Here is a 6,042-nt window from a genome sequence, read left to right as displayed (position 1 = left end):
CGAAGGCGTTGCTGGCCAAGCGCGGTTTCGACCCGGTGCTCGGTGCCCGTCCGCTGCGCCGGACCATCCAGCGGGAGATCGAGGACCAACTGTCCGAGAAGATTCTGTTCGGCGAGGTGCAACCGGGTCAGATCATCATCGTGGACGTCGAGGGCTGGAGCGGCAAGCCCGAGGACAAGGACGACAAGGCGCACTTCACCTTCCGCGGCGAGCCGAAGCCGCTGTCGGTGCCGAACGCCCCGCCCGTGTCGATCGGTGCCCGCCAGGAGCCCGGCGAGGCGGACGCGGACTGATTCCGCGCCGCGTGTAGCGCATAGCCGAACGCCCCCAGGAGCCTCCCGCTCCTGGGGGCGTTCGCATGCGCATGCCGCCATGGGTGTGGGGCCGTGGCGCGGTGTGGGACTCTGGGCGCTCTGGAGGGGGTCGGATGAATATCCTGGGGATTGATTTCGGTACGTCGAGCACCGTTGCGGTGCTGTCCGCGTTCGGGCGGGGGCCGCGCGCGATCGAGGTCGACGGATCGGTGACCATGTCGTCGGCGGTGTTCGCCAACGACGATGGCACGCTGGTGGTCGGGCAGGACGCGGAGCGCCGCGCCCGGCTCGATCCCGCACGGTTCGAGCCGAACCCGAAGCGGCGGATCGACGAGGGCACCCTGCTGCTGGGCGACGCCGTGATCGAGGTGGCCGACGCGCTGGCCGCGGTGCTGCGGCGGATCGGGGAGGAGGCCGAGCGGCAGCTGTCCGGCCGACCGGACCAGGTGCGCATCTCGCATCCCGCGCGTTGGGGCAGCACCCGTCAGGGCGTGCTCCGGCAGGCCGCCATCAAGGCGGGGTTCGGGCCTTCGCCGATCCTGATCCCGGAGCCGGTGGCGGCGGCCGCGCACTACGCGTCGATCAGCTCGCAGGCGCTCGCGCCGGGCAACGCGCTCGCCGTCTACGACCTGGGGGCGGGCACCTTCGACTGTGCGGTGGTGGAGGTGACGCAGCGCGGGTTCACGGTGCTCGCCGACAACGGCCTGCCGGACCTGGGCAGCCTCGATATCGACCAGGCCCTGCTGGTGCACATCGGCAGGCAGATTTCCCACGCCGATCCGCGGCAGTGGCAGCGGCTGCTGCGTCCGGAGACGCTGGCGGATCGCCGGATGCGCCGGGGGCTGCTGCAGGACGTCCGGGACGCCAAGGAGACCCTGTCCCGGCACCAGCACACCGAGATCCCGATGCCGGAGCCGTTCGATGACGTGCTGGTGACCCGCCTCGAACTCGAGGCGCTCGTGCGGCCGAACCTGTTGCGCAGCGCGGAACTGCTGGCCGCCACCATCCGGGACGCCGGGCTCGTGCCGCAGCGGCTGACCGGCATCTACCTGGTGGGCGGGCCGAGCCGGATGCCGCTGCTGGCGAGTCTGCTTTCCGACCAGCTCGGCGTGCTGCCCACCACCCAGGACCAGCCGGAAACGGCGGTGGCCTTCGGCCTGCACCACGTTCCGGTGGAGTTGCCGCGGTCCGGCCCGGAGCCGCTGGTGCTTCCCCCGGCGGCCCAGGCGTTCCCGGCGGTACCGCCGGTGCCCGTCGATCCGTCGGCCCGCACGGTGCCCGCGATGCCGCCGGTGACCCCGCGCGTCCCGCCGTCGTGGCAGCCCGCTCTCCAGCCCGTGCCACCGGCACCGGTCCCGAAGAGCGGGAAGAGCATGAAGAAACCGCTGCTTGCCGGAGCGGCGGTGCTCGTCCTCGTCGTCGGGCTGGTGACCACCCTCATCCTGGCCAACCGCGGTGGTGACACCCCCGCGGCCGCTGGGGTGAGGGACACCGCGGCGCCGAACGGGGACGCGAAGGCCACCGCGTCCACCGACGTGGCGCGGACCGACGGCGGCGGTTCCTGCGGCCCGAAGGACAAGCAGGGCTTCACGACCTGCCTGCGGCGGCTGGCCGGGGCACTTCCGCAGCGCCTGCCCTGCACCGCCGGCCTCGGCGGTCTCGGCGCCGACGACCTGGGGGCCGCGGTGGTGGTGAGCTGTGTGCTGCCCGCCGAAGGCCAGGTCGCGACGAAGAAGGTCGCGTATTACCAGGACATCCCCTACTCGACCATGCGGTCCGCGCTCAGCAGCGAGCTGGGCAGTCCCGGTCAGGTGCTGGAGGGCACCTGGTCGGGCAACGGGCTGTCGGGCAAGTACGCGGCCGGAGTGGGCAGCCTGGGCGGCTTCGTCGTCTTCGGCACCGAGGACCCGAAGCTCTGCGGAATGCTGATTTCGGTGAACCTCGATTCGGGGGTGCGGCAGAAGTCCGCGGAGCTGGTCGACTTCTTCAGGAAGAACGTCAAACCCGGGAACTGACCTCACAGGGGGGTGACCAACGGGCTGGACTTCATCAACTGGGGGGAATAGGCGATGGCACGGACCAGGGCCATGGCCTCGGCGGACCAGGTGCGGGACGCTCAGTGGGCGATCAAAGACTTCGACGTCACCAAGGTCTGGTCGGTCACCAAGGGCGATGGCGTGATCGTCGCCGTCATCGACAACGGCGTCGACGGCAACCATCCCGATCTGGCGGGGAACGTCCTGCCCGGCTATGACCCGGGGCCTATGTGCCGAAAGCCGTCGAAGGCGCTCACCTGCCCGACACGCATTACGGCTACGGGATCATCCGACCGTATTCCGCGCTGACCGCCGACATCCCGGCCGGTCCGGCGCAGGGGCCGCTCGCCAAGCCGGAGGCAGCTGGATCTTCCGCTCCGAGTGGGGCACCGCAAGGCCTTCCTCCGGGACCCGTCACCAATGTGGCCGGTGGGGCGCGGCATGGCAGCGGATTGTTGGTCGGCGCCTTGGTCGCCGGGGCCGGCTTGCTGCTCATCGTTCTGATCATCGTTGTCGTGGCGAGTCGGAGGCGTCGCCCGCAGCCGGCCCCGGTGCAGTCGCTGTTCATCGGCACCGGTGCGATGGAGGCGGCCAGTGTTAACAGCGGCCGTAACGGTTCGCTGCTACAACGGGGCTGTGCACATCGCCGACCCGGCTGACAGCCCGGAAACAGTACCGGCTCAGCCGCAGGTCGGGGCGAGGCCGAAGAGCGTCCGCGTGATCCTGCTGTTCGTCATGGCGCTGGCGTTCGTCTACGTGGCCGCGTTGCGGCTGCTGGGCTTGGACGGCAACCGCGTCACCGCCGCGCTGATCGCCCTCACCCCGTACTGGGCCGCCGCGGGACTCGTGCTGGGCGTGCTGAGCCTGGCGTTCCGGCACTGGTGGATCGGCGGCGTGGTCACCGTGGCCGCGCTGGCGCTGGCCGGGGTGGTGGTGCCGCGCGTGATCCCGTCGGCCCAGCCGCAGGTCCACGGCGCCACCCTGAGGGTGATGTCGTCGAACCAGTATCTGGGGCACGCCGATGTGCAGACGATCGTGCGGCTGGTGCGGGACAACCACGTCGACGTGCTCAACCTGCTGGAGCTGACGCGTCGCGAGGCGACCGAGTTCGAGCGGGCCGGGCTGTTCGACCTGCTGCCGTACCGCGTGTTCAAACCGCAGGGGGGCGGCGCCGGTTCCGGTATCGCCTCGCGCTACCCGGTGACGGAACTGTCCCTTGCGGGCCCGTCGATGATGGAGCAGCCGAGCGCGCGGATCGAGGTCGGCACGACGGCGGTGGAGATCGTCGCGGTCCACCCGGTGCCGCCAACGACCTCGGCCCTGATCTGGCGGCAAGAGATGGGCGGGCTGCCCAGGGCGCCCGGCAGCGGGCCGGTGCGGATCCTCGCCGGGGACTTCAACTCCACGCTCGACCACGCCACCTTCCGGTCCCTGCTGGACTCCGGCTACACCGACGCGGGCGAGAGCCGCGGCGCGGGACTCGTCCGCACCTGGCCGTCCTCACCGTTCCCGCCGCCGGTCACCATCGACCACGTGCTGGTGGACGCGCGGGCGGCCGTACGGGACTACCGGGTGCTCGACGTGCCGAAGTCCGACCACAAGGCGGTGTTCGCCGAACTCATGCTGCCGTGAGCAGCGCGTCGATCGCGGAGAGCGCCTCCCGGGCGCCGCAGGCCAGGGAAAGGCCGCGACCGTGGCGGACCTCCGGCTCACGGGGGTTGATCCGGATCAGCGCACCGGTGGCGGCGCTGGAGAGTTCGCTGTAGCGGCGGACGGTGGGGACCGCGGTACCGGCGCCGAGTTCGAGCACGACCAGGCCCGGGCGCTCCCGCCGCCAGGCGTTGAGCGCGCCCAGTTGCTCGTCACTGCGACGGGAGAGCCAGTCGTGGTCGCCGAACATCAGGATGTTGGGCCGGGCCAGGCGGCCGCAGCCGGGACAGACAGGCAGGGGCGGGACCGCCCGCATCGAATCCTCGTCGACGGGCACGCCGGTCTCCCCCGCGGGCCAGATGGCGGGCCCGCAGGGCACGGTGCACTGCAGGTGGTGGATCGATCCGTGCACCTCGGCGACCAGCCCGAAACCCGCCTTCTGGAACTGACCGTCCACATTGGAGGTGAAAACCGCGATGCCGCCGGGGGTGGCCTCGCCCCAGCGTCGCAGCAGCGCGAAGCCCTCGTGGGGCACGGTTTCCCGGTACAACCGGAGGCGGTGGCCGTAGAAACCCCAGGCCAGCCCGGGATCCTCGGCGAAGTGGCGAGGGTCGGCCAGCTCGGCGAAGCGCAGGCCGAGCCGCGCATACGGTGGGTAGGCGCGCCAGAATCCGGCATCCCCGCGGAAGTCGGGCAGCCCGGAATCCACGCCCATACCGGCGCCGGCGCACACCAGCAGCGCGTCGGCACCGGCGATCAACTTGGCCGCCCGCTCCAGGACGGCCCGGCTCATGCTTCCTTGGCGATCTCGTCCAGCGGGACGACTTCGAACTCCAGCAGGCTGGCACCGCTGGCCACCGGCTTGGCGCGCTCACCGGCGTGCGCTTCGCGAGACGGCCCCTTGGCCCAGGCCTGGAAATGCTCCTCGGTCTCCCACTTCGTGTACACGAAGTAGCGGTTCTCCCCGGAGACCGGGCGAAGCAGTTCGAAACCGAGGAAGCCGGGCTGCTTGTCCACCGCGTGCAGCCGGTGGGCGAACCGCTTCTCCAGTTCGGGTCCGGCGCCCTCGGGCACCTCGATTGCGTTGATCTTCACGACTGCCATGTGGGTCAGGGTACCCACCGCGCCCGGCCGCTGGCCTCCCCGCGAGCGGGTGTGCGAGGCTGCCGGAATGGGGAACTCGCCGCTCACCCGTCCCGGCGTCGTCGACTTCGGTGGCGAAGGCCCGCCGATCGTGCTGCTGCACGGACTGATGGGGCGTGCCCGCACCTGGTGGCCGGTGGCGCGCTGGCTGACCGCCTACGGTCACGTGGTCGGACTCGACGCCAGGGGGCACGGGCACGGCCCGCGGGGCGGACCGTGGACCACGGAGCAGTTCGTCGAGGACACCGCGTCGCTTCTGCGGCGCTTCGACGAACCCGCGGTGCTGATCGGGCATTCGATGGGCGGCCTGCACGCCTGGGCCGTGGCCGCGACCCACCCCGGGCTGGTGCGGGCCGTGGTGGTCGAGGACATGGCCCCGGATCAGCGGGGCCGCACGGTGGAGACCTGGCGGGGATACTTCGAGTCCTGGCCGGTGCCCTTCCAGTCGCTCGCGCACGTGAAGGAGTTCTTCGGCACCATCGGCGACTACTTCGTCGAGTGCGTGGCCGAGCGGGAGGACGGCTACCACCTGCTGGCCGATCTGCGCGATCTGTACGAGATCGCGGCCGAATGGGGCCGCCGCGACTACTGGTCACTGGTGGACGCGGTGAAGTGCCCGCTGCTCGTGATCGAGGCGGAGCACACCGCGATGCCGGCCGGGCAGCAGGCCGAACTGGCCGCACGCGTACCCGACGGGCGGCACGTGGTGGTGGCCGGCGCCGGGCACGTGGTGCACCGGGACGCCCCGTCGGAGTACCGCGGCGCCGTCGAGGCCTTCCTCTCCGCCGTACTCGGCCGCTGAGGCGCCGACACCGGTCGGCCGTGGGCCGTGAAGGGTCCCTTCACAGTCGATTCGACCGTGAAGGGTCCCTTCACGGCTCGCCCGGCCAGGGCTGGGT

At 71.3% G+C, this 6,042-nt stretch carries 6 protein-coding genes and 1 pseudogene; 5 read left to right on the top strand and 2 right to left on the bottom strand.

The features are described 5' to 3' along the window. The 4 genes and pseudogenes from FNH05_RS29710 to FNH05_RS29695 form a co-directional block, all read left to right on the top strand. Positions 1 to 293 (top strand): annotated as a pseudogene (locus FNH05_RS29710) (NDP-hexose 4-ketoreductase); the annotation flags it as partial. Positions 294 to 427: 134 nt separating this feature from the next. Continuing rightward, positions 428 to 2,329, top strand: a complete 1,902-nt coding sequence (locus FNH05_RS29705) for an Hsp70 family protein (RefSeq protein WP_144592163.1) — start codon at positions 428 to 430, stop codon at positions 2,327 to 2,329. A gap of 72 nt (positions 2,330 to 2,401) precedes the next feature. Beyond that, positions 2,402 to 2,659, top strand: a complete 258-nt coding sequence (locus FNH05_RS29700) for a S8 family serine peptidase (RefSeq protein WP_144592162.1) — start codon at positions 2,402 to 2,404, stop codon at positions 2,657 to 2,659. Between the two features lie 408 nt (positions 2,660 to 3,067). Further along, on the top strand, positions 3,068 to 3,982 hold the full coding sequence (locus FNH05_RS29695; RefSeq protein ID WP_144592161.1) for an endonuclease/exonuclease/phosphatase family protein: 915 nt from the start codon (positions 3,068 to 3,070) through the stop codon (positions 3,980 to 3,982). Here FNH05_RS29695 and FNH05_RS29690 read toward each other — a convergent pair. Together FNH05_RS29690 and FNH05_RS29685 are read right to left on the bottom strand one after the other, a co-directional pair. Then, complete coding sequence (locus tag FNH05_RS29690) at positions 3,969 to 4,793, bottom strand: SIR2 family NAD-dependent protein deacylase (RefSeq protein WP_144592160.1); 825 nt, start codon at positions 4,791 to 4,793, stop codon at positions 3,969 to 3,971. The two genes, FNH05_RS29695 and FNH05_RS29690, sit on opposite strands and share 14 nt — an antisense overlap. Continuing rightward, the gene (locus FNH05_RS29685; protein WP_144592159.1) at positions 4,790 to 5,104 is read right to left on the bottom strand and encodes an antibiotic biosynthesis monooxygenase family protein; all 315 of its coding nucleotides are present in this window, start codon (positions 5,102 to 5,104) and stop codon (positions 4,790 to 4,792) included. Before FNH05_RS29685 ends, FNH05_RS29690 begins: the two co-directional genes overlap by 4 nt. A gap of 67 nt (positions 5,105 to 5,171) precedes the next feature. Between FNH05_RS29685 and FNH05_RS29680 the strand changes: the two genes are divergently transcribed. After that, entirely contained in the window at positions 5,172 to 5,945 is a 774-nt protein-coding gene (locus tag FNH05_RS29680) for an alpha/beta fold hydrolase (protein ID WP_144592158.1), read from the top strand. Positions 5,946 to 6,042: the final 97 nt, after the last annotated feature.

It is taken from the genome of Amycolatopsis rhizosphaerae (assembly GCF_007713715.1).
GTDB lineage: Bacteria > Actinomycetota > Actinomycetes > Mycobacteriales > Pseudonocardiaceae > Amycolatopsis_E > Amycolatopsis_E rhizosphaerae.
Note: the sequence above shows the minus strand (reverse complement) of the source record. Positions and strands in the feature narration are given on the sequence as shown.

Bases quoted from the DNA above. Each gene is read 5' to 3' on its own strand.
- FNH05_RS29700 (WP_144592162.1), top strand. From the start codon at position 2,402: ATGGCCTCGGCGGACCAGGTGCGGGACGCTCAGTGGGCGATCAAAGAC.
- FNH05_RS29685 (WP_144592159.1), bottom strand. From the start codon at position 5,104: ATGGCAGTCGTGAAGATCAACGCAATCGAGGTGCCCGAGGGCGCCGGA.
- FNH05_RS29690 (WP_144592160.1), bottom strand. From the start codon at position 4,793: ATGAGCCGGGCCGTCCTGGAGCGGGCGGCCAAGTTGATCGCCGGTGCC.
- FNH05_RS29680 (WP_144592158.1), top strand. From the start codon at position 5,172: ATGGGGAACTCGCCGCTCACCCGTCCCGGCGTCGTCGACTTCGGTGGC.
- FNH05_RS29705 (WP_144592163.1), top strand. From the start codon at position 428: ATGAATATCCTGGGGATTGATTTCGGTACGTCGAGCACCGTTGCGGTG.